Origin of the sequence: Nitratireductor sp. PBL-C9 (genome assembly GCF_050877045.1) — a bacterium.
Lineage (GTDB): Bacteria > Pseudomonadota > Alphaproteobacteria > Rhizobiales > Rhizobiaceae > Nitratireductor > Nitratireductor aquimarinus.
The window spans coordinates 97550-123616 of sequence record NZ_JBPAXW010000006.1; the positions used below are offsets into that span (position 1 = coordinate 97550).

The 26067-nt window shown below is 63.5% G+C and carries 26 protein-coding genes; 13 read left to right on the forward strand and 13 right to left on the reverse strand.

Annotated features, from left to right (window positions below):
- Positions 1–92 precede the first annotated feature (92 nt).
- The 4 genes from dut to ACRTG1_RS13960 all read left to right on the forward strand — a co-directional run bounded on the left by dut (position 93) and on the right by ACRTG1_RS13960 (position 4438).
- The gene (dut, locus tag ACRTG1_RS13945) at positions 93–578 is read left to right on the forward strand and encodes a dUTP diphosphatase (RefSeq protein WP_113153716.1); all 486 of its coding nucleotides are present in this window, start codon (positions 93–95) and stop codon (positions 576–578) included.
- 235 nt (positions 579–813) lie between these two features.
- A complete protein-coding gene (locus tag ACRTG1_RS13950; RefSeq protein WP_113156109.1) occupies positions 814–1770 on the forward strand; it encodes a TAXI family TRAP transporter solute-binding subunit in 957 nt (318 codons plus the stop codon).
- 194 nt (positions 1771–1964) lie between these two features.
- Positions 1965–4082 carry a TRAP transporter permease gene (locus tag ACRTG1_RS13955; protein ID WP_432516427.1) on the forward strand — a complete coding sequence of 706 codons (2118 nt, stop codon included), beginning with the start codon at positions 1965–1967 and terminating at the stop codon, positions 4080–4082.
- On the forward strand, positions 4079–4438 hold the full coding sequence (locus ACRTG1_RS13960) for a DUF1850 domain-containing protein (RefSeq protein WP_206549112.1): 360 nt from the start codon (positions 4079–4081) through the stop codon (positions 4436–4438). Before ACRTG1_RS13955 ends, ACRTG1_RS13960 begins: the two co-directional genes overlap by 4 nt.
- Before the next feature lie 9 nt (positions 4439–4447).
- On the opposite strand, the gene ACRTG1_RS13965 is transcribed toward ACRTG1_RS13960, so the two are convergent.
- The 3 genes from ACRTG1_RS13965 to ACRTG1_RS13975 all read right to left on the reverse strand — a co-directional run bounded on the left by ACRTG1_RS13965 (position 4448) and on the right by ACRTG1_RS13975 (position 6621).
- Positions 4448–4582 (reverse strand): hypothetical protein, encoded by a 135-nt coding sequence (locus ACRTG1_RS13965; RefSeq protein WP_261397498.1) that lies wholly within the window; start codon positions 4580–4582, stop codon positions 4448–4450.
- A gap of 209 nt (positions 4583–4791) precedes the next feature.
- Positions 4792–5838, reverse strand: a complete 1047-nt coding sequence (locus ACRTG1_RS13970) for a M42 family metallopeptidase (RefSeq protein ID WP_113156108.1) — start codon at positions 5836–5838, stop codon at positions 4792–4794.
- A gap of 99 nt (positions 5839–5937) precedes the next feature.
- Entirely contained in the window at positions 5938–6621 is a 684-nt protein-coding gene (locus ACRTG1_RS13975) for an ArsR/SmtB family transcription factor (protein ID WP_432516428.1), read from the reverse strand.
- Between the two features lie 92 nt (positions 6622–6713).
- Here ACRTG1_RS13975 and ACRTG1_RS13980 point away from each other — a divergent pair, with 92 nt between their 5' ends.
- The 3 genes from ACRTG1_RS13980 to ACRTG1_RS13990 all read left to right on the forward strand — a co-directional run bounded on the left by ACRTG1_RS13980 (position 6714) and on the right by ACRTG1_RS13990 (position 7675).
- Entirely contained in the window at positions 6714–6920 is a 207-nt protein-coding gene (locus ACRTG1_RS13980; RefSeq protein WP_432516429.1) for a DUF1127 domain-containing protein, read from the forward strand.
- Between the two features lie 63 nt (positions 6921–6983).
- A complete protein-coding gene (locus ACRTG1_RS13985) occupies positions 6984–7316 on the forward strand; it encodes an NIPSNAP family protein (RefSeq protein WP_113153712.1) in 333 nt (110 codons plus the stop codon).
- Positions 7313–7675, forward strand: a complete 363-nt coding sequence (locus ACRTG1_RS13990) for an antibiotic biosynthesis monooxygenase family protein (protein WP_297560970.1) — start codon at positions 7313–7315, stop codon at positions 7673–7675. Before ACRTG1_RS13985 ends, ACRTG1_RS13990 begins: the two co-directional genes overlap by 4 nt.
- A gap of 5 nt (positions 7676–7680) precedes the next feature.
- Here the strand turns inward: ACRTG1_RS13990 and mbfA are convergent, their stop codons facing one another.
- The 5 genes from mbfA to ACRTG1_RS14015 form a co-directional block, all read right to left on the reverse strand.
- Positions 7681–8664 carry an iron exporter MbfA gene (gene mbfA, locus ACRTG1_RS13995; protein ID WP_113153711.1) on the reverse strand — a complete coding sequence of 328 codons (984 nt, stop codon included), beginning with the start codon at positions 8662–8664 and terminating at the stop codon, positions 7681–7683.
- Positions 8665–8830: 166 nt separating this feature from the next.
- On the reverse strand, positions 8831–9964 hold the full coding sequence (locus ACRTG1_RS14000) for an ABC transporter permease (RefSeq protein ID WP_206546528.1): 1134 nt from the start codon (positions 9962–9964) through the stop codon (positions 8831–8833).
- Entirely contained in the window at positions 9961–10878 is a 918-nt protein-coding gene (locus ACRTG1_RS14005; protein WP_206546527.1) for an ABC transporter ATP-binding protein, read from the reverse strand. Before ACRTG1_RS14005 ends, ACRTG1_RS14000 begins: the two co-directional genes overlap by 4 nt.
- Positions 10875–11828: an HlyD family secretion protein gene (locus tag ACRTG1_RS14010; RefSeq protein ID WP_113153708.1), complete on the reverse strand. Its 954-nt coding sequence runs from the start codon at positions 11826–11828 to the stop codon at positions 10875–10877. Before ACRTG1_RS14010 ends, ACRTG1_RS14005 begins: the two co-directional genes overlap by 4 nt.
- A complete protein-coding gene (locus ACRTG1_RS14015; RefSeq protein ID WP_432516430.1) occupies positions 11825–12529 on the reverse strand; it encodes a CerR family C-terminal domain-containing protein in 705 nt (234 codons plus the stop codon). Before ACRTG1_RS14015 ends, ACRTG1_RS14010 begins: the two co-directional genes overlap by 4 nt.
- Positions 12530–12799: 270 nt before the next feature.
- Between ACRTG1_RS14015 and ACRTG1_RS14020 the strand changes: the two genes are divergently transcribed.
- The 3 genes from ACRTG1_RS14020 (at position 12800) to ACRTG1_RS14030 (ending at position 15746) form a co-directional block, all read left to right on the forward strand.
- Complete coding sequence (locus tag ACRTG1_RS14020) at positions 12800–13612, forward strand: YiiX/YebB-like N1pC/P60 family cysteine hydrolase (protein WP_432516431.1); 813 nt, start codon at positions 12800–12802, stop codon at positions 13610–13612.
- On the forward strand, positions 13612–14820 hold the full coding sequence (locus ACRTG1_RS14025) for a cation:proton antiporter (RefSeq protein WP_299939508.1): 1209 nt from the start codon (positions 13612–13614) through the stop codon (positions 14818–14820). Before ACRTG1_RS14020 ends, ACRTG1_RS14025 begins: the two co-directional genes overlap by 1 nt.
- A gap of 131 nt (positions 14821–14951) precedes the next feature.
- Positions 14952–15746, forward strand: a complete 795-nt coding sequence (locus ACRTG1_RS14030) for a DUF2189 domain-containing protein (protein WP_297563680.1) — start codon at positions 14952–14954, stop codon at positions 15744–15746.
- A 9-nt stretch (positions 15747–15755) separates the two neighbouring features.
- Here the strand turns inward: ACRTG1_RS14030 and ACRTG1_RS14035 are convergent, their stop codons facing one another.
- Positions 15756–16220, reverse strand: coding sequence for a MarR family winged helix-turn-helix transcriptional regulator (locus ACRTG1_RS14035; protein WP_206546522.1), 465 nt, complete (start codon positions 16218–16220; stop codon positions 15756–15758).
- Positions 16221–16360: 140 nt separating this feature from the next.
- Here ACRTG1_RS14035 and lepA point away from each other — a divergent pair, with 140 nt between their 5' ends.
- On the forward strand, positions 16361–18169 hold the full coding sequence (gene lepA, locus ACRTG1_RS14040) for a translation elongation factor 4 (RefSeq protein ID WP_113153702.1): 1809 nt from the start codon (positions 16361–16363) through the stop codon (positions 18167–18169).
- Between the two features lie 188 nt (positions 18170–18357).
- Here the strand turns inward: lepA and ACRTG1_RS14045 are convergent, their stop codons facing one another.
- The 3 genes from ACRTG1_RS14045 to gyrB all read right to left on the reverse strand — a co-directional run bounded on the left by ACRTG1_RS14045 (position 18358) and on the right by gyrB (position 22046).
- Positions 18358–18717: a hypothetical protein gene (locus ACRTG1_RS14045; RefSeq protein ID WP_432516432.1), complete on the reverse strand. Its 360-nt coding sequence runs from the start codon at positions 18715–18717 to the stop codon at positions 18358–18360.
- 217 nt (positions 18718–18934) lie between these two features.
- Positions 18935–19429 carry a hypothetical protein gene (locus tag ACRTG1_RS14050; protein WP_113153700.1) on the reverse strand — a complete coding sequence of 165 codons (495 nt, stop codon included), beginning with the start codon at positions 19427–19429 and terminating at the stop codon, positions 18935–18937.
- Positions 19430–19598: 169 nt separating this feature from the next.
- The gene (gyrB, locus tag ACRTG1_RS14055) at positions 19599–22046 is read right to left on the reverse strand and encodes a DNA topoisomerase (ATP-hydrolyzing) subunit B (protein ID WP_113153699.1); all 2448 of its coding nucleotides are present in this window, start codon (positions 22044–22046) and stop codon (positions 19599–19601) included.
- Between the two features lie 244 nt (positions 22047–22290).
- Here gyrB and ACRTG1_RS14060 point away from each other — a divergent pair, with 244 nt between their 5' ends.
- Together ACRTG1_RS14060 and ACRTG1_RS14065 are read left to right on the forward strand one after the other, a co-directional pair.
- A complete protein-coding gene (locus tag ACRTG1_RS14060) occupies positions 22291–23265 on the forward strand; it encodes a complex I NDUFA9 subunit family protein (protein ID WP_206546519.1) in 975 nt (324 codons plus the stop codon).
- 85 nt (positions 23266–23350) lie between these two features.
- Positions 23351–24118: a sulfite exporter TauE/SafE family protein gene (locus tag ACRTG1_RS14065; protein ID WP_432516433.1), complete on the forward strand. Its 768-nt coding sequence runs from the start codon at positions 23351–23353 to the stop codon at positions 24116–24118.
- Between the two features lie 595 nt (positions 24119–24713).
- On the opposite strand, the gene ACRTG1_RS14070 is transcribed toward ACRTG1_RS14065, so the two are convergent.
- Positions 24714–26057 carry a bifunctional folylpolyglutamate synthase/dihydrofolate synthase gene (locus ACRTG1_RS14070; protein WP_432516434.1) on the reverse strand — a complete coding sequence of 448 codons (1344 nt, stop codon included), beginning with the start codon at positions 26055–26057 and terminating at the stop codon, positions 24714–24716.
- Positions 26058–26067: the final 10 nt, after the last annotated feature.

Below are 26067 nucleotides of genomic sequence, written 5' to 3' on the forward strand. Positions count from 1 at the left end.
GACGGCCAGCTGTTGAATTCGCCGGCGAAACGGGCCAGACGGAATGAGTCGTGATCGTCGTCCCCCGGATTGCAGCGCACAGGATAAGCACCATGTCCAACACCGTTTCCTCCATGCCCGTCATCGGCCCCACCGTCGGCATCGTTCGTCTGCCGCACAGCGAGGGGCTGCCGCTGCCCGCCTATGAGAGCGAGGCCGCAGCGGGAATGGATCTGCGCGCCGCAGTGCCGGAAGACCGCCGCATCGTTCTCCTGCCCGGTCGCCGCGCGCTGGTGCCCACCGGCTTCGTGCTGGAACTGCCCGAGGGTTTCGAAGGACAGGTGCGCCCGCGCTCCGGCCTCGCGCTGAAGCACGGCATCACCTGCCTGAACGCGCCCGGCACCATCGACGCCGACTATCGCGGCGAGGTTCAGGTGCTGCTGATCAACCATGGCGAGGATGATTTCGCCATCACCCGCGGCCTGCGCATCGCCCAGCTGGTGATTGCGCCGGTCAGCCAGGCGCGGCTTGAAGAACGCACCCATGTGGGCGGCACCGCCCGTGGCGCAGGCGGTTTCGGCTCCACCGGCGTCGCCTGACTATGGGGCAGCCGCTGGGGCTGCCGCAACGACACTATACTTTGGTATAAGACCTCAGGCCGTTATTGCGGCGGCTTGGGGCTTGCGCCGCTTTTTCCCTCCGATTATCGGCTTTGACAGGCCGTTTTTCCCTTTGCCTGCCGCTTTCCGGTTGGCAAGGGCGTGCGGTTGTCTACAGTCACGCATGGCGCAGGCCGCCATGCCTGCCGAACTGTTAAACAGCGGAGGAGACAAGATGTTATCAGCAAGCAGGAAGTATCTCGCAGCCGGCGCGGTTGCGCTTTCGCTGGGCCTCGCGCCCGCAGGCGCCATGGCCCAGGAATTCATCAACGTGCTGACCGGCGGCACTTCGGGCGTCTACTATCCGCTCGGCTCCCAGCTTTCCAAGATCTACGGCGAAAAGATCGACGGCGTGCGCACGCAGGTGCAGTCGACCAAGGCTTCGGTCGAAAACCTGAACCTGCTGCAGCAGGGCCGTGGCGAGATCGCCTTCGCGCTCGGCGATTCCGTGAAGTCGGCCTGGGAAGGCGACGCGGAAGCCGGCTTCAACCAGAAGCTCGACAAGCTGCGCGCCATCGCCGCGATCTACCCCAACTACATCCAGATCGTTGCTTCGCAGGAATCCGGCATCAAGGAATTCGGTGACCTGAAGGGCAAGGGCCTTTCCGTCGGCGCACCGAAGTCCGGCACCGAGCTCAACGCCCAGCGCATCTTCGGCGCGATGGACATGAGCTATGACGATCTCGGCAAGACCGAGTATCTGCCGTTCGGCGAATCCGTCGAGCTGATCAAGAACCGCCAGCTCGACGCCACGCTGCAGTCGGCCGGTCTGGGCGTTGCATCCATCAAGGATCTGGCGCTGTCGCTGCCGGTGACCCTCGTGTCGGTGCCCAACAGCGTTGCCGAAACGCTGGGCGCGCCGTTCATCGCGGCAACCATTCCCGCCGGCACCTATGAGGGCCAGAGCGAGGATGTGCCGACGCTGGCCATCACCAACATTCTCGTATCGCATTCGGATGTCTCCGACGAGGTTGCTTACGAGATGACCAAGCAGCTCTTCGAGAACCTCGACGACATGGTGGCCGCTCATGCCGCCGCCAAGGCGATCTCCGCCGAGAATGGCCCCAAGGGCCTGCCGCTGCCGCTGCACCCCGGCGCAGAGCGCTACTACAAGGAAAAGGGCCTGCTCTAGGCTAGTGAGGCGAGGCCCCGTCCAGCGACGGGGCCTTCCTGTCACGCTCCGGCGCGGGGTGTGACAGGAAGGCCCGAATGCCGAGCCCTCGCGCCGCTGCGGTGCCCCCTGCGGCGCCCCCTGTGGCGCCCGAGCGGACAACGAGCGGACAATCGGCAAGGCCCGAACAAGAGCATGGGGAAGCGGAGCGCCCAATGAGCAAGAGTGAAACCGGCCAGACGACAGGCGCGGACCAGGCAGACCTGCACGATCACGCCCATGGCGAGTTCGGCACCGACCGCATCGGGCGGTTCCTTTTCTGGATCGCGGTGATCTTCTCGCTCTACCAGATCGCCACCGCCGCCCATGTGCTGAACCTGCCGAGCCAGGTGGTGCGTGCGTTCCATGTGGGCTTTCTGACGCTGCTGGTCTTTCCGCTGGTGGTCCAGGCCCGCGGCAGCGCGCCGGCCATCAAGGCGCTGGCCTGGGGACTGGCGCTCGCCGGCGTGGCCGTGGCGCTCTATCAGTATGTCGAATACAAGCCGCTGCTCCTGCGGGCCGGCGATCCGTTACCCATCGACATCGTGTTCGGCGTCATTGCGTTGGTCACGGTGTTCGCCGCCGCCTATGTGCTGATGGGCCCGGCCCTGCCGATCATCTCCGGCGCGTTTCTCGCCTACTGCCTGTTCGGGCAATACCTGCCCTCACCATTGAACCATCGCGGCTATGATTTCAGCCAGGTCATCGACCACATGGCCTATGGCACGGAAGGCATTTACGGCATCCCGATCTACGTGTCGGCCACCTACATCTTCCTGTTCATCCTGTTCGGCTCGTTCCTCGAACGCGCCGGCATGATCAAGCTCTTCACCGATGTGTCGCTCGGCCTCGTGGGCCATGCGCGCGGCGGCGCGGCCAAGGTGTCGGTCATCTCGTCCGGCCTGATGGGCACGATCTCCGGCTCGGGCGTCGCCAATGTGGTGACCACCGGCCAGTTCACCATCCCGCTGATGAAGCGCTTCGGCTACCGCGCGGCCTTTGCCGGTGGCGTCGAATCCACCGCCTCCATGGGCGGGCAGATCATGCCGCCGGTGATGGGCGCCGTGGCCTTCATCATGGCCGAGACGCTGGGCATCGAATATTACGAGGTGGTCAAGGCGGCGATCATTCCCGCCGTGCTCTACTTCGCCTCCGCCTTCTGGATGGTGCATCTGGAAGCCGGCAAATATGGCCTGCATGGCCTGCCGCGCTCGGAGCTGCCTTCTCCCCGCAAGGCGCTGCGCAAGGGCTGGTATCTCATTCTGCCGCTGGCCGTGCTCGTCTACCTCCTCTTCTCCGGCTATACGCCGCTCTTCGCCGGCACGATCGGGCTGTCGCTGACGGTTCTGCTGATCCTCGGCGGCTCGGTGGCGCTCGGTCTTCCCGGCCAGGTGCTGCGGGTCATCTTCTGGGTCGGTCTCGGCCTCGTTGCGGCAAGCTTCTTCAGCTACGGCATAACGGCGATCCTGATCGCCGCCCTTGTGCTGATCGTCGCGAACCTGTTCGTCGATGGCGGGCGCAAGACGCTGGCCGTCTGCCGCGACTCGCTTGCCGAGGGCGCGAAGACAGCGCTGCCGGTGGGCGTGGCCTGTGCCGTGGTCGGCATCATCATCGGAACCATGACCCTGACCGGCGTCGCCAACACGTTCGGCCAGTTCATCGTCTCGGTGGGTGAGAAGAGCCTGTTCCTCTCGCTCGTGCTCACCATGATCACCTGCATCATTCTGGGCATGGGCATTCCGACCATCCCCAACTACATCATCACCTCGTCGATTGCCGGCCCGGCGCTTCTGGCGCTCGGCGTGCCGCTGATCGTCAGCCACATGTTCGTGTTCTATTTCGGCATTCTGGCCGATCTGACGCCACCTGTTGCGCTTGCCTGTTTCGCCGCCGGCCCCATTGCCAAGGAAAACGGCCTCAAGATTTCCATGGAAGCGATCAAGGTGGCCGCCGCCGGCTTCGTGATACCCTTCATGGCGGTCTACACACCGGCGCTGATGCTTCAGGATGGCGGTCCGCTGGCCGAGGCCTGGGGCTATTATCCGGCGGTCGCCTACATCGTCTTCAAGGCGCTGCTGGCGATCGCGCTGTGGGGGGCTGCGGTGATCGGCTTCCTGCGCTCGAAACTCGCCATCTGGGAGCGCGTCCTTGCAGCGGTCGCGGCCTTCACCCTGATCGCGGCTCTTCCTGTTACCGATGAACTCGGCTTCGCGCTTGCGGCCCTGTTCCTCGGTCAGCACTGGTATCGCACCCGCATGGCGCACGCGCCTCAGGAAAAGCGGGCCGGCGAATGAGCATATGCGTTCTGGCAGGCGGAAAGGCGCTGACCCTCGGGGCGGCGCTTTTCACCCTGTCATGGACGCATTCGGTCGAGAAGATCCGCTGGGAAGAAGACTGGCGGGCAGGCCCTGCCGGGCTCGAACTTGTCGAGGCGCGCGTTCAGGGATCGGGCGCGGGCATGGAACCGCCGCCCGAAGCGCGCTTTGAAAATGGCTGGTGGACCTACCGCCCGACCCTGCCGCCACAGAGCGAACTTGCCCTTGCGGCGTCGGGCGCAACAGGCTCCGGCTGGCAATTGTGCACGGCAGATGAATGCCACGAACTGGGCGCGGCAGCCGGAAAGCCGGTGATCGTCAGATATTGTGAGTGAGCGCTGCCGTCAGGCTGCCGTGGCCGAACCGCTGCCACGCTTCTGGCAGGCAGGGCCGGGACCGCGCATATAGTGGCGCTCCGGATGGTAGCGCGGCGCGATGAACTCACGAAGGGCGGCAATACAACGTACAAAAAGTGCCATGGGTCTCGTCCAACCGGTGGCGGCTCCTCCAAAACCGCCTGTTACAACTGTCTCAAGCTTTACATTCACAAGGTGAACGCTCTGTGAATGCCGGTCGGATTTCGCCCCGGTTTGTGCCCGTTTGAAGGCAGAAAACGGCTGCGCGTTCAGCGAGTTTTACGGTGTGGCCGCCGCGCCACAGTTCTGCGCGGCGCGGCGGCGCTTCAGTCTCAGTTTTCGCCCAGATAGGCAACGATGATGTCGAGTGCGGCCTGAAGGTCGTTGCGGTCGATCATCTCGGTCACGGTGTGGATGTAGCGTGTGCCCACCACGATGCCCACGGCGCGCGCACCGGCGGCGGCCTGCTGGGCTGCCGCGCCATCCTGGCCGCCACGGGCCAGAATGGTGCGCTGGTAGGGGATCGCCTTCTTCTTGGCGAGCTGTTCGACTTCACGCACCAGCGCCTGATCGGCAATGAAGGACGAGTCCTTCACGTGCAGGCCAAAGCCCTGCCCCTGCTTTGTCACCGCTTCATGCTCGCCAATGCCCGGCGTGTCGCAGGCAAGCGTGGTGTCAATGCCGAGACCGATATCCGGCTTGACCGCATAGGCCGCCGTGCGCGCGCCGCGCAGGCCAACCTCTTCCTGCGCCGTGAAGGCCACATGGATCTCGCAATCATGCTTCGTGCCGGCTTCCTCCAGCGCGCGGATCACCTCGATGCCAAGCCAGCAGGCGACGCGGTTGTCGAGCGCCTTGGAGACGAACTTGTCACCCATTTCGAGGAAAGGCTCGTCCATCACCACGAAGTCGCCGACCTGCACCAGATCGCGCGCCTTTTCGCCAAGCCCCATGTCGACGATGAAATCGCCCGGCTCCGGCACCTTCTTGCGCTCTTCCGCACTCTGAATGTGGATCGGCTTGCCGGCGGGGTTCATCACGCCCTTGTAGTCGCCGCTCTCGGTGCAGATCAGCACACGGCGGGAAAACAGGTTGCGCGGATCAAAGCCGCCAACCGGATCGAGATGCAGGAAGCCCTTCTCGGTCACATGGGTCACAAGAAAGGCGATCTCGTCCATGTGGCACAGAAGCATGATCTTGAGCGGATCGCCCTTGGTCTTCTTGCGCGGCTTGCGCACGCACAGGAGCGAGCCCATCGGATCGGTCCGCACTTCGTCGAACAGTCCCTCGATCTCTTTTTCGATGAGCGCGCGGACGCGCGTTTCATGGCCCGGCGCGCCCGGCGTTTCGCAGAGCCTGCGCAGCAGTTCGGTGTTCATCATTGTCCCCGGCAGAGCTTTGTTGGAATCATTGGTGAGGGGCGACCATGGCGCAAAGCCGCGCGGAAGGAAACGGCCACGCCTGCGTTTCGCGCTGGCTCAGGCCTCCCGCAGCAGCTTGTCGAAACCCGTGCGCCCGGGTGGTGTGAAGCGGATGATGCGGCTTTCCTTTTTCCGCCGCACCCAGTTCAGCGCGATGAAGCGGTCGAGCATGCCCGCGCCGAGACTGCCTGCCAGATGCGAACGCCGCACGCTCCAGTCCAGACAGGAGCGACACATCGGCCGCCGCTTCCTGCGCATCGCCTCAATGTCGAGCCCGAAATCGCAGAAGAAGCCAGCGCCCTTTTCCGTCAGGCTCACATCCTCTCCATCGATGGTCAGAAAACCACGCCCGGCAAAGGCATCGAACATGGCGACGCCCGCCTCGCCCGCCAGATGGTCGTAGCAGATGCGCGCTTCGCGCATGGCCGTGTCGCGCGGACCGGGCAACACTTTTCGCGGCCCCAGCGCCGCCGCGACCCCCATGATGGATTCCAGCATGCCCGCCACCTGATGATCGGACAGCGCGTAATAGCGATGACGGCCCTGCCGCGCCATGCGCAGCAGTCCGCCCTCGGTCAGCCTGGAAAGATGGGCGCTCGCCGTCGGCAGGGTGACGCCGGCCTCGACCGCCAGTTCGCTGGCCGTCAAAGCCGTGCCGCCCATCAGCGCAGCCAGCATGTTGGCGCGCGCCGGATCTCCGACGAGGCTGGCAATCTGGGCGAGGTCCGTTCCTGCTTTCATAGTTCGATGCTAATCAAAGTGTGCATGTGCAGCAAGCGCTATTCTCTCCTTGTCGAACCAGGGAGAAAGCGATGCGCCCCTATGGAAAACCATTGACGCCACCTTCGATGGGGGACGCACGCCGCCCCCTGTCGATCACCGTCATGCTGCAGTGTTTCGCAGCGCGCCTTGCGCTGGCCTCGGAACGCTATCGGCAGAGGCGCACGCTAACAGACCTAACCGACGAACAGTTGCGCGATGTGGGCCTGACCCGCCGCGACGTGCAGCGCGAATGCGCAAAACCCTTCTGGGACATCTGACACAGAAAACCCGAAAATGCTTCGATACCGACCGAAGCATGTCGGCAGGAGACAACCACCCCCATGACCATCACTTGCTTCATCCGCTACGAGATCGATCCCTTCAAGCGAGACGCCTTCGAGGAGTATTCCCGCAACTGGGGTCAGGCGATCCCGCGCGCAGGCGTGGACCTGATCGGCTATTTCGCACCACATGAGGGCTCCACGACCACCGCCTATGGCGTTTACAATCTGGACAGTCTCGCAGCTTACGAAGAGTACCGGGCGAGGCTTGCTGCAAGCCCCGAAGGCCGCGCGAATTATGAATTCGCAAAGCGCGAACGTTTCATCCTGAAGGAGGACCGCATGTTTCTGAAACTTGCCTCCGCTCCCCATGCGAAATGGGTGCAGCCATGATCGCGGTGATCTTCGAAGTGGAGCCGGCGGCAGGAAAGCGCGATGCCTATCTCGGCATAGCCGCAGACTTACGCCCGATGCTCGACGGCGTGGATGGCTTCATTTCCATCGAACGGTTCCAGAGCCTCAATGACGGGAACCGGGTGCTCTCGCTCTCGTTCTGGCGCGATGAGGAAGCGGTGAAAGCCTGGCGCAACACCGAGGAACACAGGCAGGCGCAGCGCGCCGGGCGGAACGGCATATTTGCCGGCTACCGGTTACGCATCGCCCATGTCCTGCGCGATTACGGAATGACGGAACGGGCCGAAGCACCCGCCGACAGCCGCGCCATGCATGACGCGGCCCGTCGGTCGGTTTAGCCCGGTCAGGCGTTGCCTATGAGCATGCCTGCGGCAAACACCAGCGCGCCACCGAGCACCACCTGGAAGGTGGCGCGGCTCCACGGGGTTTCCATGTAGCGGTTCTGGATCCAGGCGATTGCCCAAAGCTCGACGAACACGATGATGAAGGCGATGATCGTCGCGGTCCAGAAATGCGGGATCAGATAGGGCAGCGCGTGGCCGAGACCGCCCACCGTGGTCATGATGCCGGTGGTGATGCCGCGCTTGATCGGCGAGCCGCGACCCGAGATCACGCCATCGTCCGACGCCACTTCGGTGAAGCCCATGGAGATGCCTGCGCCGATGGAGGCGGCGAGACCGACCAGGAAGGTCTGCCAGGTGTCGCCGGTGGCGAAGGCGGCGGCGAAGATGGGTGCCAGCGTGGAGACGGAGCCGTCCATCAGGCCGGCAAGGCCCGGCTGGACATAGGTCAGAACGAACTGTTTGTGCTCTGTCTGGTCTTCCTCGGCGCGCTCGTCTGCGCCCAGATGTTTTTCCGAAAGCCGGTGCGCCAGCGATTCATGCGCCTTTTCTGCAGCGGCAAGGTCGCCAAGCAGCTTGCGGATGCCCGCATCCTCCGTGCGCTTGGCCGCTTCCACATAGAAGCGGTGCGCCTGGTCTTCCATCTGCTCTGCCTGCGCACGCACCTTCTCCAGTCCCAGCGGACGCACCAGCCAGTCGGGTTTGCGCTCGTAATAGCCGCGCACATGCTCACGACGGATCAGCGGAATGCGCTCGCCGAACCGTGCGCGGTGCGCCTCGATCAGCGCGGCGCGATGTCCGTCCTCTTCCTTCGCCATTTCCTCGAACACGGCGGCAGAATGCGGAAAGTCCTCGCGCAGACCGTCCGCATAGGCGCGGTAGATGCGCGCATCATCTTCTTCCGACGAGATGGCGAGAGCGAGAATTTCCTGTTCAGTCAGCGATGAGAAGGAGCGGCGGGAGGAACCTAAGAAGCGAGAGAGCATTGTCCGGGCAATCCATTGTTTAGAATTATTCTAATTTAAGAACCAAGTGCGCCCGCGTCAACGCTCATGGCTTATTCAGTCATAACCATTCGCTTGGCCCAGAGCATCGGACCGAAAAGTGGAAACCGGTTTTCGGGTGAAGCCGATGTCCCAAGAAACATCCAGATCAATCCAGCGTCCGGCGGAAGCGCAACAGCGCAAACCCGGCATAGATGAAGATGAACAGCACCAGAATGCCTGTCTCGAACGCGATGGCCGGCAGGTCAGCTCCCTTCAGCATCACGGCGCGGATCACGCGCAGAAAATGAGTGAGCGGGAAGATCTCGCCAAGCCACTGCGCCCACTCCGGCATGCCGCGAAACGGGAACATAAAACCGGAGAGAAGGAGCGATGGCAGGAAGAAGAAGAAGGTGAGCTGCATGGCCTGCATCTGCGTGCGCGCCACGGTGGAGATCGTGTAACCGAGCAGAACCAGCGACAGCACGAAGATCAGCACCGCCACCAGAAGCAGCCACAGGCTGCCCACGAAGGGCACGCCGAACAGCAGCTTCGCTGCCCCCAGAATGACGGCCACCTGCACGGCGCCCACGACGAGATAGGGCAGCACCTTGCCCAGCATGATCTCCAGCGGGCTGGCGGGCATGGCGAGCAGGTTTTCCATCGTGCCGCGTTCGCGCTCGCGCGTCAGCGCGATGGAGGTCATCATCACCATGGTCATCTGCAGGATGACGCCCAGAAGACCGGGCACGATGTTGTACTGCGAGAGCCCTTCGGGATTGTAGCGGCGGTGCACGATGACCTCGAGCCGGTCGGCGGGCTTTGCCTCGGAGGCGGGCACGCCACGCTCGCGCAGAAGCGCCTCGGCGGCGACCGTGCCCAACGTGGAAATGGCCCCGGAGGCAACCGATGGATCGGTGGCGTCGGCCTCGATGAGGATTTGCGGGCGCTGCCCCCGGTCGACCCGGCGCGCAAAGTCCGACGGGATGGTGACGACAAACACCACCTCACCGCTCGCCATCAGATGCTCGGCCTCTTCCGCGCTGCCCACCACATGGTCGAAGCGGTAATAGTCCGTATTCTCCAGCGCAGAGACCATGGCCCGGCTGTAGTGATCCTGGCTCAGCGAAACGAGCGCCGCCGGCAGGGCCTTCGGATCGCTGTTGATCGCATAGCCGAACAGCACGAGCTGCATGAGCGGAACGCCGAGCATCATCCCGAAGGTGATGCGGTCGCGCCGCATCTGGATGAACTCCTTGATGAGCAGCGCCATGAGACGGCCAAGGGAGAAGATGCGGTTCATTGCATGTTGTCCGTCGAATTGGCCATGAACTGGATGAAGACATCCTCAAGACTGGTCTCGCCGCGCGAAACGGTCACGCCGTCGCGCCCTTCAAGGTCGGCCAGCGCAGCCTTGAGCGCGGCTTCGTCCGAGCCCACCACGTGCAGGCTCGCGCCGAAGGGCGCAACCTGCTCGACGCCCGGCCGCTGCCGCAGCTCGGCGGCGAGCTGTTCGAGTTTCGGCCCGTCCACCAGATAGGTGACAAGCCCCGCATCCCGCACGACGTCCGCCACCGTTCCGGTGGCCAGAAGCGTGCCGTAGGAGATGTAGGAGATGCGGTGGCAGCGCTCGGCCTCGTCCATGTAGTGGGTCGAGACGAGAACGGTCAGACCGTCGGCGGCAAGCCGGTGGATCTCGTCCCAGAACTCGCGGCGCGCCTTGGGGTCGACACCCGCTGTCGGCTCATCGAGAAGCAGGAGCTTTGGCTGATGCATGATGCAGGCGGCCAGCGCCAGTCGCTGCTTCCAGCCGCCGGAAAGCGTTCCGGCAAGCTGGTTGCGGCGCGAGGTGAGGCCCAGATCCTCCAGCGTGCGATCCACATGCGCACCGACCGGCTTCAGATCGTAAAGCCGCGCGACGAAGGCCAGGTTCTCGGCAATGGTGAGGTCTTCATAGAAGGAGAAGCGCTGCGTCATGTAGCCGACCTCGCGCTTGATCCTGAGCCCCTCGCTCCGCAGATCGTAGCCGAGCACCGTGCCCTCTCCCTCATCCGGGGTCAGAAGCCCGCACATGATGCGGATCGTCGTTGTCTTGCCCGAACCGTTCGGCCCGAGAAAGCCGACGATTTCCCCTCTGGCGACCTGCATGGTCACCTGGTTCACGACGGTCTTGTCGCCGAACCGCTTGACGAGACCGTGGACGTCGATGGCGTTCATTGCGCGTCTGCCTTGAGGCGCACATCGACGATCTGCCCCGGCTGAAGACTGCGGGCGTCCCCCTCCGGTCGCGCCTCAATGAGGTAGACGAGTTTCTGCCGCGTCTCGAGCGAATAGATCACCGGCGGCGTGAACTCCGGCTCGGGCGAGATATAGGAAATGCGTGCGGTCAGCCCCGGTGCGCAGCCATCGCAATTGACCGCCAGCAACGCGTCCGGCTGCACGCTGGAGAACGCGGCTTCCGGCACATAGACCTTGAGCTTCACCTCGCCATCCGGCAACAGCGAAACCACCGGCGCGGAGGGGCCGGCCACATCTCCGGCATTGCGGATCACATCATCGATGCGGCCGGCGGCTGGGGCCTTGATGGCGCGTTCGGAAAGACGCCATTGCGCCTGCTCCAGCGCCGCTTCCATCTGATCGCGGCGCTTGGCCGCGGCCTTGATCGCCTCGGCGCGGGCTGGCAGGCGGGCAACGGCCAGATTGGCCTCGGCCTGGCCTATGCGCGTGTCCGCCAGCTCCTTGGCCGTCTTCGCCTTGTCGAGCTCGGCCTGCGCGGCAATGCCCCGGCGAAACAAGTCCTGCGTGCGCGAGAGCACGCGCCCGGCTTCCGCCGCCTCGGCATTGGCGGACGAAAGCGCAGCTTCCAGGACGGCGATCTCTTCCGGGCGCTTCGCCTCCTGAAGGTCGGCGAGATGCGCCTCCGCTTCGGCCAGCCCCGCCTCGGCCTGACGCACGGCGATCCGCGCATCCGTCTCATCCATCATGGCGACGGTCGCGCCCGCCTCAACGATTGCGCCGCGCCGCACGGGCACCGCGCTCAGCTGACCAACCTCGGTGGGCGCAAGCAACACATAATCGCCTTCCACATAGCCGACGGCCAGCGGGGCCTCGCCACTGCAGCCAGACAGGAAACCTGCCAGAAGAGGAATTGCGCAAAGCATGCTCATGACTTTGTGTCCTTGTCGCGCGTCTGCGCGGTCAGAATGGCTTCCAGATTGCTGCTGGCGATGGCTGTGATGGCTGCGGCCTCACGGCTGCCGATATCGCTCCACCCCATGCGCCGCTGCACAGCCTCGCTGGCGATGCGGAAATAGACGAGCTGCCCGATCAGCGTGAAAACGGTGAGCTTGGTCTCGTCACTCTCCGCCGGCCGGCCGGTGGCTGCTTCCCACACCTGGCAGAGGCGTGTGTGCACCGGCGCGAAAACACCGTCATAGATGCGGTCGAGCGCAACGGTGGGATGGGCCAGTTCCCGAAGAACGAATTTGACGATCAGGCCCGCTTCGGGCCGCGCAGCGATGAAGCCCGTCATGGTTTCGAGAACCCGCATCAGGATGGCGCGCGCTGCGGCCGGATCGAGCTGCCCCGTCGCCTCGGACGGCACATCGAGAGCGCTGCCCGCGATGCCGCCGACCAGCTCGACGATGTGATCCGCACAGGCCGCGCGCAGCCCCTCCTTGCCGCCGAAATGGTAGGAGATCGACCCGATATTGGCCCCGGCCGCACTCGCGATCTCCCGCGTCGTTGTGCCGTCATAGCCCTTCTCGCCAAACAGCTTCAGCCCGGCCTGAATGAGCGAAAGCCGCGTGTGCTCTGCCGAAGAAAGACGCGCACCAGCGCCCGTTAAATCATGATTGCGCTGTTTCATGCATCAAATTTAATCAAACGATTGAATAAAGTCAATCGCTTGTCGCGAGCGTCGAAACACGGGTGCCAAAGCGCCAGCCCTGAACGACGCCACCGACAGATCGCTGCATGTCCGCTTCAATGCAAAAGGACGACCAAACATTTGACGGAGCATGGGAAGAACTGAGAACCGGATTCCACTTTTCGGTTTGATGCTCTAGGGTCTGCAACGTCGAATGGTTCGCCCCATGAGCGAACCGGATAATGCTGCTTGATTGGCGGACGGGAGCGCATGAGCGAACAATCCAGCACCCTGCTCGACCGGCTCGGCCGGTTTCTGGCGCGGCGACTGCAGAGCGAATCCTCAGGCTATCAGCCCTACACCCCGTCCGACCCGGAAACCCTGCACCGCACCCTGCAGCCCGGTGACATTCTTCTGATCGAGGGCAACCAGCGCATCTCGGCAGCGATCAAATATCTCACCCAGTCCACCTGGAGCCATGCCGCGCTCTATGTCGGCGACGCGCTGCCCGAGCCGGAAGACGGCTCCGAGCGGCCACGCCTCGTGGAGGTCATTCTCGGTGATGGCTGCATCGCCGTGCCGCTTTCAAAGTACAAGACCTACAACACCCGCATCTGCCGGGCGAGCGGCCTCACTCCGGATGACCGGAACGCCATCATTGACTTCATGGTCGGCAAGCTCGGGCTACGCTACGACATGCGTAACATCTTCGATCTGCTGCGCTATTTCATGCCCACGCCACCCGTTCCGGTGCGCTGGCGGCGACGCATGATCGCGCTCGGCTCGGGCGATCCCACCCGCGCCATCTGCTCCTCGCTCATCGCCCAAGCCTTTCAGGGCGTGCGCTACCCGATCCTGCCGGAAACGGTGAAAGCAAAGGGGCATGCCTCGGCGGAGTCGGCCTATTCACGGCGCGAGATCCTGCACATCCGCCACCACAGCCTGTTCACGCCACGCGATTTCGACCTTTCGCCCTACTTTGCCATCGTCAAGCCGACGCTCACTTTCGGCTTCGACTACAAGACGCTCAACTGGGCCGAACGCAAGGACGACCAGACGTCTGAAGAGAACGGAAACAGCTGATGGAGCTTCACGCAGCGCTGGCGCTTCTGTTCCTCTGCTTCACCGCCTACTCGCTGGTCTCGCGCAGGCTCGAAGCCTCGGTCCTTTCCGGCCCGATGCTTTTCACCGCGCTGGGCTACGGCTTCTTCGAGGCAGACAGCAACCTCACCGCCGCGCTCGGCAATTCCATTGTCGAGTTCCTCGCCACGGCAACGCTGGCGATCATCCTGTTTCGCGATGCGGCCAATATCCGAATTTCCGGCGTCATGGCGGAGCGCGCCACCGCGCTTCTGTCTGCGCGGCTTCTGTTCATCGGCATTCCGCTCACCATCCTTGCCGGCACGCTGGCCGGCATGGCGCTGTTCCCCACGCTCGGCCTGTTCGGCGCGCTGGTTCTGGCCATCGTTCTGACCCCCACCGATGCAGCACTGGCGCAGCCCGTTTTCGGCAATGACGGATTGCCGGAAGTGGAACGCGAGGCGCTCGATGTGGAGAGCGGGCTGAATGACGGGCTGTGCCTGCCGCTGCTTCTGATCGCACTTGCTCTTGCGGCCGACACAGGCAGCGGCCAGGGCATGGCGGGGCATGCGACCTTCTTCGTCAAGCAGGTGGTGTTCGGGCCGCTGGTCGGTCTGGCGGTCGGCTATCTGGGTGCGGTCGCCAGCGAGTTTGCGCTGCTGCGACGCCTTTCCAACCCGGCAGGGCGCACCCCGATCATGGTCACGCTGGCGGGGCTTGCCTATCTCGCGGCGGAGCTGACCGGTGGCAATGGCTTCCTCGCCGCCTTCTCGGCCGGCCTTGCCTTTGGCTGGCGCCTGCCCGCGCACACGGTCGCCGGCATGAGCAATTTCGCCATGACGGAAGGATCGATCCTCACCAATCTCACATTCCTCCTGTTCGGTGCGGCGCTGCTGCCGCAGGCCTTCGAGACACCGCTTCTGCCCGGTCTCATCTACGCAGCCCTCAGCCTCACCGTTATCCGCATGGTTCCCGTGCTACTCGCCATGCTGGGAACCGACACGACGCTGCGCGCGCGCCTCTTTGTCGGATGGTTCGGCCCGCGCGGGCTTGCCTCCGTGCTCTACCTCATCCTCGTCGTCGACCAGTCAGGTTTCGACGCCGCCAGCGCCATCACCGACATCGCGGTTTTCGCCATCCTTCTGTCGGTCGTGTTGCATGGCGCGAGCGCGCCCTTCGCCAAACGGGTGTTCTTCCCGAAAACCGACTGACGGCGTTCAACCCGCGCTCCGCAAGATGTGACCGGCCCGCGCCTCGCCGTAAGGCAGCACGGGGCCTATACTCCCCGCCATGCTGTCGCCGGGCTGCGGCCTGCAACCCGGCCAATCCGGGAGGTCAGAAAATGACTGGTTTTCACGTCATGGCCGGAACCGACAAGACACTCACATTGCCGGCCGTTCGAAAGATCACCACGTCGGATGTGATCGACGCGCTTGGACGCGGGCTCGACGACTTCTGGCAGAAGCCATCGCACTATGCGTTTCTCTGCCTCATCTATCCGCTGGTCGGTGTGGTTCTCATCTACTGGGCGTCGGGCGCAAATGCGCTGCCGCTCCTGTTCCCGCTCGTCTCGGGCTTTGCCCTGCTTGGCCCGTTCGCGGCACTCGGCCTCTATGAGATCAGCCGGCGGCGCGAAGCCGGGCTCGATACATCCTGGCGGCATGCATTCGACGTGCGCAGATCACCGGCCATCCCGTCCATTGTGGCGGTCGGCGCGATGCTCTTTGCGATGTTCATAGCGTGGCTTCTCGTCGCGCAGGGGCTTTACACGCGTCTGCTCGGTCCCGAACCGCCGGCATCGATGACGCAATTTCTCGAGACCCTGTTCACGACGGATGCAGGCTTCATGCTTCTGCTGCTTGGCAATGCCATCGGCTTCATCTTCGCCCTGGTGGTGCTGATCACCACGTCCATTGCGTTTCCGATGCTGCTTGATCGCGATTGCGGCGCCGTGGCCGCCATCATCACATCCGTGCGGGCGGCGAGCACCAATCCGGTGCCCATCGCACTCTGGGGCCTGCTCGTTGCAGGCGCACTGCTTGTGGGATCGCTGCCGCTCTTCGCGGGCCTTGCCGTGGTCATGCCGATCCTAGGCCACGCGACATGGCATCTCTATCGCAAACTGGTTGCGGAGTGAGAGACGCGCTTACGGGCAGGCGGTCTGCCCGTTGCCCCCGGACACCGTGGCGCAGAGATTGGCGGCCATCTTGTTGAGCGCGCCAACCAAAACCCTGCGCTCGTCCTCGGCCATATCAAGAAGCGCTTCGTCATAGACAGACGTGCTGATCTGCCGAATGCTGTCGCAGGCTTCACGCGCTTTCTGGGTGATGTGGATCATGCGCACGCGCCGGTCCATTCTGCCCGCGCGCCGCACCACCCAGCCATTCTCGGCCATGCGGTCGACCATGCGCGAAACGCTGATCGGCTCCACTTCCAGAAACTCGGCCAGCCGCGCCTGCGGCACGCCGTCTTCTTTCATCAACCGGAACAGAAGTCCCCACTGAGCGGATGAAAGTCCGTACTCGTTGCCCTTCTCCTGAAAGCGCCGGCGCATCAATCGCGCGACGTCATGGATCAGGAGGCCGAGTTTGTGTCTGTCTGGATCGCTCATCCCGAGCATATATGGTGGGCGCGCCGTCGGTACAATAAGAGGCCTCATTTTCCGAAAAGCGCACTCTGCCGCTGCATACGCTGCAATCTGCCAGCGCAATATGCTTGTCGAAAATGAGGCCGCCTGCTAGAGCCTGCGACATGACGAACACGCCACTTTCCCATATCCGCAACTTTTCCATCGTCGCGCATATCGACCATGGCAAGTCGACCCTTGCCGACCGGCTGATCCAGATGACGGGTTCGCTGGCCGATCGCGAGATGAAGGATCAGATCCTCGACTCGATGGACATCGAGCGTGAACGCGGCATCACCATCAAGGCCCAGACCGTGCGCCTCGAATATGATGCGCGAAACGGCGAGCACTATGTGCTGAACCTGATCGACACGCCCGGCCACGTGGACTTCGCCTATGAAGTCTCGCGTTCGCTTTCGGCGTGCGAGGGTTCGCTTCTCGTGGTCGACGCCAGCCAGGGCGTCGAAGCGCAGACGCTGGCCAATGTCTATCAGGCCATCGACAACGATCATGAGATCGTCACCGTTCTCAACAAAGTGGATCTGCCCGCAGCCGACACCGAGCGCGTGAAAGAGCAGATCGAAGAGGTGATCGGCCTCGACGCCTCCGACGCGATCCCGATTTCGGCGAAGACCGGCGTGGGCATCGACGATGTTCTGGAAGCCATCGTCACCCGCCTCCCCGCCCCCGAAGGCGGCGACCGGGAAGCCCCGCTCAAGGCGCTGCTGGTCGACAGCTGGTACGACGCCTATCTCGGCGTGATCGTGCTGGTGCGCGTGATCGACGGCAAGCTCAAGAAGGGCCAGACCATCCGCATGATGGGCACCGACGCCAAATATCCGGTGGACCGGGTTGGCGTGATGACCCCGAAGATGGTGATGGTGGACGAGCTTGGCCCCGGCGAGATCGGCTTTATCACGGCTTCGATCAAGGAAGTGGCCGACACCCGCGTCGGTGATACGATCACCGAAGACAAGCGCCAGACCACATCGCCCCTGCCGGGCTTCAAGCCGGCGCAGCCGGTGGTGTTCTGCGGCCTGTTCCCGGTCGATGCCGCAGACTTCGAAGACCTGCGCGCCGCCATGGGCAAGCTGCGCCTCAACGACGCTTCGTTCTCGTTCGAGATGGAAACCTCTGCGGCGCTCGGCTTCGGCTTCCGCTGCGGCTTCCTCGGCCTTCTGCATCTGGAGATCATTCAGGAGCGGCTTGAGCGCGAGTTCAATCTCGACCTGATCGCCACCGCGCCTTCCGTGGTCTACCGCATGAACCTCACCTCCGGTGACCAGGTGGAGCTGCACAACCCCGCCGACATGCCGGACATTGTGCGCATCGACACGATCGAGGAGCCGTGGATCAAGGCGACGATCCTGACGCCGGACGATTATCTCGGCCCGATCCTCAAACTCTGCCAGGATCGTCGCGGCATCCAGACCGACCTCTCCTATGTCGGCAAGCGCGCCATGGTGACCTACGAGCTGCCGCTCAACGAAGTCGTGTTCGACTTCTATGACCGGCTCAAATCCATCACCAAGGGCTATGCCAGCTTCGACTACCAGATCATCGGATATCGCGAAGGCGATCTGGTGAAGATGTCGGTTCTCGTCAATGAAGAGCCGGTCGACGCGCTCTCCATGCTGGTGCACCGGCAGGCTGCCGAAAAGCGCGGCCGCGCCATGTGTGAGAAGCTCAAGGAGCTGATCCCCCGCCACATGTTCAAGATCCCGATCCAGGCTGCCATTGGCGGCAAGGTGGTCGCGCGCGAAACCATTTCGGCCATGCGCAAGGACGTGACGGCGAAGTGTTACGGCGGCGACGTGACCCGCAAGCGCAAGCTGCTCGAGAAGCAGAAAGAGGGCAAGAAGCGCATGCGCCAGTTCGGCAAGGTGGAGATTCCGCAGGAAGCCTTCATCCAGGCGCTGAAGATGAGCGACTAGATCGCCGTGCGTCCATCAGGACGCTCGAAGGACGATCTACGGTCAGGCGGGAACGCCTGACACCAGAAATGCGATGAGACCCGCTGGCGAAAGCCTGCGGGTCTCACGCTTGATGCCACCTGTGCGGGCTGCCCCGCCACCCGTACCCGGCGGCATCGTCCGGGTGTTGGTGATCAGAGGGTGGCGCTTCAACGCGCCTTGAGCCGGAAGCCCCCGCCATTGCATTCCACGATCTGCTTGCCGGCCATCTGGTAGGCCGAGTCCCAGGAAACCTGCACCTGTTTCGGGCAGCCATTGTAGGACTTGTTGACCAGGTTCACGCTGCCCTGCGGCGTGTTGGCGGTGATCTTCACCAGCTTCAGCCCCTTGGCGCTGCTGATGGTACAGACCACGTGATTGGGAACCGAGCAGTTCATGGCGGGACCGGCCATCTGCGGGGCCAGTGCAAACTGGCCGGCGACGCCTGCCGTCGGCAGACCGGTTGCGGTGATCATGGCAAGCGATGCGGCGACCATGGCGAAGCGACGTGCGTTGAACGAATAGGACATTTTGTTTCTCCAGTAGCGTTTTTCAGAAGGGGCATTCGCGCCCCGGATCGCCGTGCGTCCATACGGACGCACAAGGACGACCTAAGCTCTTGATGGAGCAACGGAATTATCCGAAAACCGGTTTCCACTTTTCGGTCCGATGCTCCAGCATTCGTCAGTCGCTGCACGCTGGAGAAAGGTTCATAAAAAAAATCAGGCAGCACCCAAGGCCACTTCGCTATCGCCGTTCAAGCTCCGGGTTCCTGTGATAGCCCGGACCGATCGTGAGCGGCTTTTCCGGAACAACCGTATCGGCAATCTGGCTCGCATAGCTGTGCTCTTCCTGCCAGAGCAGGGTGGTCTTCGTACGATCATAGACCCGGATCTCGACGCGATAGGGCTTCTTCGCTTCAACCCCGCGAACGGGCGGAGTGCGCAATGCGTAGCGATCCGTCATCGTGCTCACGCGCTCGGAAACCACCAGCGGCGCACCACCCGCCGGATCCTCGAACGTCGCTTCGATGATCGACCCGCTGGCGAGCGGGCGCACCACCTGCGCCGTGAAACCGTAGAAGATTTCGGCCTCGCGATAGTTGAACATGAACCCGCCGCCGAGGATTTTCAGGTAGGGCGCGTCGGCAGGGTCCTCACGCGTGAACCAGCCCACCGCGAACAGCACCGCACACAGCGCCAGCGCCGCGATGATGATGTTCCTGAAGGAAAAGGCTCGCATCGCCAGCCTCCGTTCTGGCCCCGACTTGCCCCGACTGGCCGATCATCCCGCGAAACAGCGCGCGTGTCGACAAGTGCGATCCGGGCCGGCGACTGCTTCCTCGCAGCACAAAAGAAAAACGGCGCGGATCTCTCCGCGCCGTTTCAAAAGCGTTCTTCTCGCAATGCGGTCAGATGTCGAGATTGGCCACCGAAAGCGCATTGTCCTGAATAAACTCGCGGCGGGGCTCCACCTCGTCGCCCATCAGGCGCGAGAAGAGCGAATCCGCGTCGGTGGCGTCCGTCACCTTCACCTGAAGCAGCGAACGCGCATCCGGGTCGAGCGTCGTCTCCCAGAGCTGCTCGGCATTCATCTCGCCCAGCCCTTTGTAGCGCTGCATGGTGAGGCCCTTGCGCCCCGTGGCGAACACGGCGTCGAGCAACGCCATCGGCCCGCTGATGACCTCGGACTTGTCCTTGCGGCGCAGCATCGGAGACTTGGTGTAAATCTCCTGGAGGCGCTCGGTGTAGCGATCAATGGCGCGCGCATCAGCCGACGCAACAAGCGCCGAATCCAGCACCACCACTTCGCGCACGCCGCGCACGGTGCGCTCGAAAAGATATCCGCCAGCGCCCTCATTGGAGGGATTCACCCGGCCTTCCCAGCCGCGCTCGATGTCTTCGGAGATCATGTCCAGACGTTCGGCCACCTTCTGTGCGGCCTCGGCTGCCCTGCCCGGATCGGCCAGCACCGCCGCATTGAGCGCACCGGCAATGGCCGCCTGCTCGACAACGGAACGGCTGTAGCGTGTGTGCAGGCCATTGATGAGCTGGCGCACGCCGCGTGCATCGTCGATGACCTGCTTGAGGTCCTGCCCGCCACGCACTTCGCCATTGGACAGTTCGAGCGTTGCTTCCTCAAGACCGGAATTGATCAGGAACTCCTCGAACGCCGCTTCGTCCTTGATGTACTGGACGGACTTGCCACGCGTCACCTTGTAGAGCGGCGGCTGGGCGATGTAGAGGTTTCCACGCTCGATCAGCTCCGGCATCTGCCGGAAGAAGAAGGTCAGGAGCAGCGTGCGAATATGGGCGCCGTCGACGTCGGCGTCCGTCATGATGATGATCTTGTGATAGCGCAGCTTGTCGGCGTTGAACTCGTCCTTGCCGATGCCGGTGCCGAGCGCCGTGATCAGCGTGCCGATCATGTCGGACGACAGCATGCGGTCGAAGCGGGCGCGCTCCACATTGAGGATCTTGCCGCGCAGCGGCAGGATCGCCTGGTTCTTGCGCGACCGGCCGGATTTGGCCGAGCCGCCAGCGGAGTCACCCTCGACGATGAAGATTTCGGACTTCGCCGGATCGCGTTCCTGGCAATCGGCCAGCTTGCCCGGCAGCGAGGTGATGTCGAGCACGCCCTTGCGGCGCGTCAGCTCGCGCGCCTTGCGGGCTGCCTCACGCGCAGAGGCCGCTTCCACCACCTTGCCGATCAGCGTCTTGGCTTCCGTCGGATGCTCTTCGAACCATGTGCCAAGCGCCTCGTTGACGAGGCTTTCCACCACGGGGCGCACTTCCGAGGACACGAGCTTGTCCTTGGTCTGTGACGAGAACTTCGGGTCCGGCACCTTGACCGAGAGAACGGCCGTCAGGCCTTCACGGCAGTCATCGCCCGTGAGCGAGACCTTTTCCTTCTTGGTCAGGCCGGAACTGTCTGCATAGCCGGTCACCTGGCGCGTCAGCGCGCCACGGAAGCCGGCCATATGCGTGCCGCCATCGCGCTGCGGGATGTTGTTGGTGAAGCACAGCACGTTCTCGTGGTAGGAATCGTTCCACCACATCGCCACTTCCACCGTGATCCCGTCCTTCTCACCGCCAATGGCGATGGGGGCTTCGATCAGCGGCTTCTTGGCGCGGTCGAGATATTTCACGAACTCCACGATGCCGCCGTCGAACAGGAATTCCTGGCTCTTCTCGTCGGCATGACGCTTGTCCGTCAGCAGGATGCGCACACCGGAGTTCAGGAACGCGAGCTCGCGCAGGCGGTGCTCCAGCGTGTCGTAGTTGAACTCCGTCATGGTGAAGGTCTCGGGCGAAGGCATGAAGCTCACTTCCGTGCCCGTCTCACTGCCCGCATCGCCCGTAACGGCCAGCGGCGCATCGGCAACGCCATGCGAGAAGCTCATCTCGTGGATCTGGCCCTTGCGGCGGATCTTGAGCTTCAGCTTGGTGGAAAGCGCGTTCACCACGGACACGCCCACGCCGTGCAGACCGCCAGACACCTTGTAGGAGTTCTGGTCGAACTTACCGCCCGCGTGCAGCTGCGTCATAATGACCTCGGCCGCCGAGACCCCCTCTTCCGCATGCATGTCGGTGGGAATGCCGCGGCCATTGTCCGTGACGGTGACGAAGCCGTCAGCTGTGAGCGTCACGGTCACCAGCGTGGCGTGACCGGCAAGCGCCTCATCGATGGCGTTGTCGACCACCTCATAGACCATGTGATGCAGGCCGGAGCCGTCATCCGTGTCGCCGATATACATGCCGGGGCGCTTGCGAACAGCGTCCAGCCCCTTCAATACCTTGATGGATTCCGCGCCGTATTCGGCCTGTTCGCCTGGGAGAGTTTCGGGCGTGTCGCTCATCAAATTCTTTCACTCAGGAGCCCGGAGGGAACCCCCTGTAGGGCATGGGAAAAACGCGCTGCGAATCAGTCAGCGCTCACTGACCAAGATATAGGCGTTTCATGGCTTTTTTCCAAGTTTTCGGGCCATTTCGGGCTGGGGATGACGGCTTGCGCCGCGACATGTTCATCTTGTTGCGCCATCGCCCTTTGCCTTTGGCGCGAAACCGACTATGTAACCCCTGAGAAATCGGAGACCGAGGCAAATGGCAACGATCAGCCAGAACCCTAAGCTCATCACCATTTTTGGCGGCTCAGGCTTTGTCGGCCGTCATCTGGTGCAGGCGCTCACCAAGCGCGGGCATCGTGTGCGCGTTGCCTGCCGCAACCCCAATTCGGCGATCCACCTGCAGCCGCTTGGCAATGTGGGACAGGTGCAGGCCGTGCAGGCAAACCTGCGCAACCGCGCCTCCATCGACCGGGCCGTTGAAGGGGCAGACCATGTGATCAACCTGGTCGGCATCCTCTATGAATCCGGCCGTCAGTCCTTCGACGCCGTGCAGAATTTCGGCGCGCGCGCCGTCGCGGAGGCCGCCCGTGCAGCCGGCGCGAAGCTGACGCATGGCTCCGCCATCGGCGCCGACCTGAATTCCGACTCCGACTACGCCCGCACCAAGGCGCTGGGCGAGCAGGCGGTTCTGGAGACCGTGAAGGATGCGGTGATCATTCGCCCCTCCATCGTGTTCGGTCCGGAAGACGACTTCTTCAACCGCTTCGCCAATCTGGCGCGTTTCTCGCCCTTCCTGCCGCTCATCGGCGGTGGCGAGACGAAGTTCCAGCCTGTCTATGTGGGCGATGTGGCCGAAGCCTATGCCCGCTCCGTGGACGGCGATCTGGAAGGCGGCCAGATCTATGAGCTGGGCGGCCCGGAAGTGCTTTCGTTCCGCGAATGCCTCGAAGAGATGCTGGAAGCCACCTACCGCAAACGCTGGTTCGTTTCCCTGCCCTGGTTCGTGGCGCGCATTCAGGCCCGCATTCTCGGCCTTCTGCCCAAGCCGATGCTGACGCTCGATCAGGTGAAGCTTCTGAAGTCCGACAATGTCGTTTCCGAGGAGGCGAATGCCGCCGGCCGCACGCTCGACGGGCTCGGCATCCAGAAGCATTCGCTTGCAGCCATCCTGCCCACCTATCTGTGGCGTTATCGCCCGGCAGGCCAGTTCACCCGCAAGCAGTTCCTCTAGAGCATCGGTCATTCCGATGCTCCATCAGGGAAATGGATTGTCCTTTGTGCGCCCGAATGGGCGCACGGTGATCTAGGACCTGTTGTTGGGCGGCTGGGAGACATTTCTGCCTGACACGCTGGGAGCGCTCCCGGCGCTTCTCCTTGTCATCGCCAGCTTCTTCACTTCAGCGCTGACAGCCGCTTTCGGCGTCGGCGGCGGGGTGGCCATGCTGGCGCTGCTCGGCCTCTTCATTCCGGTCGCAGCACTCATCCCCGTGCATGGAGCCGTCCAGCTCGGCTCCAACACCGGGCGCGCCTGGCGCCAGCGCGCGCATATCCGCTTCTCCATCGCCGCACCGTTCATTCTCGGCAGCCTGATCGGCGCCGCCGTCGGGGCGTATTTCGTCGTGCAGCTGCCCGACGCGCTGCTGAAGCTCGTTCTGGGCGTGTTCGTCATCGCGGTTACCTGGACGAAGATCCCGGGTGCGGCCCGCCTCGGCCATGCCGGCCTTGCCGCCGGCAGCGCCGTTCTGGCGCTCGCAACCATGTTTGTCGGCGCGACGGGACCACTCCTGTCCGCCTTCTTCGCGCAGATCATTCCCGATGACCGCAAGGCGCTGGTCGCCACCCACGCCGCCGGCATGACCGTGCAGCACGCACTGAAGGTCATCGTGTTTGCCGTTGCGGGGTTCGCCTTCTGGCGCTGGCTGCCCTTCATTGCCCTGATGATCGCCTCGGGCTATCTTGGAACCCTCTATGGCAGCCGCCTTCTGGAGAGAATGCCGGAAGAGACGTTCCGGCGCTGGTTCAGGATCGGCCTGACCCTGCTCGCACTGGACCTCATCCGACGCGGCCTGATGGGGATGGTGTAAGGGGTTTTCCATTTGGCTGACCGGGTGGCGCCCCGGTGCCTTTCTCCGGTGAGGCTTGCGCCATACACCTCCCCACCTCGTCACCCCTCCCCCACCTCGTCACCCCTCCCCCACCTCGTCATCCTATGGCTTGACCATAGGATCCATGCCATTGCGACGCCCCGGCACCGGCGCGGAAAACGATGCACGATCTTCAGAGGCTGCGGTTCACCCCAAACGTTCCGGCATGCATCCTCGGATCAAGTCCGAGGATGACGAAGGAGCGGGGTGGGGCATCCGTCTTTGCCGTTACAGGTTTCACCTGCTGGCAGTCATAGGGGGACATGCTCAAACCCCACTCGGGCCACCTTAAGCAGATCGGGCAGATACCCATCCCCCACTTCGTCATCCTATGGCTTGACCATAGGATCCATGCCATTGCGACGCCCCCGGCACTGGCGCGGAAAACGATCCGCAATCTTCAGAGGCTGCGGTTCGTCCCAGACGTTCCGGCATGGATCCTCGGATCAAGTCCGAGGATGACGAAGGAGCGGAGGGAAGGAACAGCGGAGGGGAGGGGGAGCCGGGCGTGGATGTCGGGCTTCCCCCAACCGGACTAACGCGGCGGCGTGCCGTTATCGGCCAGAACCTCACCGATCAGGTAGAGCGAGCCGCAGATGAGAATGCGCGGCGGCGGCTCGGTGCCGTCGCGACCGGCATCAAGCGTGTCATGCAGGAGCTTCAGCGCATTGGCCACCGAGTGCACCGGCTCGGCGGAAAGCCCCGCCTCCATCGCCCGGGCAGCCAGTTCGGCATTCGGCACGCCGGCATCACTTGCCGCCACCGGAACCGTGTAGACATGGCGGGCCATGCCCTCGAAAGCGCGGAAATATGCCGTCTGATCCTTGGTGTTGATCATGCCGGCAATCAGGAAAAGCGGACGCGGCGAGCGATCCTCTTCAGACGCGAGCGCTTCGGCAATCGCCTCACCCGCGCCGGGATTGTGACCGCCATCAATCCAGATTTCTGAGCCCTCGGGGGCCAGATCTGCCAGCGGGCCGGCCTCGAGCCGCTGCAAACGGCCAGGCCACACAACGCGTTCCATGGCCGTTTCCGCCGCGCGCAGATCGACGGGGAAACCCGCTGCCTTGACCGCCGCGATGGCGGCGGCAGCGTTGGCGATCTGATGCCGTCCGCTGAGCCGGGGCAATGACATGTCAAACAGACCGTCATTGTCCTGATAGATCATGCGGCCATTCTCTTCGAAAGCGAGGAAGTCCTCGCCATAGACGGTCAGCGGACAGGTGAGCCGCTCAGCCGTATCGACGAGCACTTCGCGCGCGGCGTCGAAGGGCTGCTGTCCGACCACGACAGGACAGCCGCGTTTGATGATCCCGGCCTTCTCGGCCGCGATCAGCTCCACCCGGTCGCCCAGATAAGCCTCGTGATCAAGCGAAATCGGCATGATGAGGCTGGCCGCAGGGCGGGGAATGACATTGGTGGCGTCGAAACGCCCGCCCAGACCGACTTCGACAATGGCCACATCCGCCGGATGCTCGGAAAAGAGCACGAACATCACCGCCGTGAGGATTTCAAAGACGGTGATCGCCTCGCCGCCATTGGCCTCGGCGACCCGCGCCACGGCATCGGCCAGAACCGCGTCTTCGACAAGCCTGCCGCCGCCCTCTGCCCCGATCCGGTAACGCTCGTGCCAGTTGACCAGATGCGGCGAGGTGTGGACGTGAACCACCCGCCCCGACGCCTCCAGCACGGCGCGCGAAAAGGCCGTTGCCGAGCCCTTGCCATTGGTGCCCGCCACATGAATGACGGGCGGCATGTTGAGGTGCGGGTTGCCCAGCCGCTCGAGCAGGCGCGTGACGCGCTCGAGCGACAGGTCGAAGCCCTTGGGATGGAGCGAAAGCAGACGCTCGATTTCCCGCTCGGCAGAAAGAGTGGTCATTGCAGTCCTG